1 protein-coding gene is annotated in these 514 nt (G+C 63.8%); it reads left to right on the top strand.

All coding sequences use genetic code 11. From position 1 onward, the window contains the following. Nucleotides 1-514 (top strand): AbrB family transcriptional regulator (locus tag AC1DVH_RS32595; RefSeq protein ID WP_477757238.1); only part of this gene is annotated, 514 nt, incomplete at both ends.

Genomic DNA, 514 nt, shown 5'->3' with positions numbered 1-514 from the left:
CTGATGCGCCGCACCGGTGAAGATCGCGCCACGGCGTTCTTTTCCAGCATGCCCGGTGGTTCCGGGGAGATGGTCAACCTCGGCGCCCGCAATGGTGCGGTGCTCAGCCGTGTGGCGGCGGGGCAGAGTTTGCGGGTGTTGGTGGTCGTGCTGTGCGTACCGGCAGCCTTCAAGTATCTGTTGGGCGACGGTGCGCCGATTTCCCATGTCGGCAGCATCGATTGGCGCTGGCTGGCAGTGTTGTTTCCCGCTGGAGCGTTGGCGGCCTGGATCTGGGAACGCCTGCGTCAACCCAACCCCTGGCTGTTCGGACCGTTGCTGGTCAGCGCGGCAGTCAGCATCGGCTGGGATCTGCACATCGGTTTGCCCAATGGCGGTAGCCAGATCGGTCAATGGTTGATCGGTAGCGGTCTGGGCTGTCACTTCAACCGGCAGTTTTTCCGGCGTGCGCCATCGTTCATGGGGCGCACCTTGATCGGCACGGTGTTGACCATGCTGATCGCCACGGTGGCGG

Source organism: Pseudomonas sp. P4_C3 (assembly GCF_056402075.1).
This window is presented reverse-complemented; position numbering and strand designations above follow the sequence as displayed.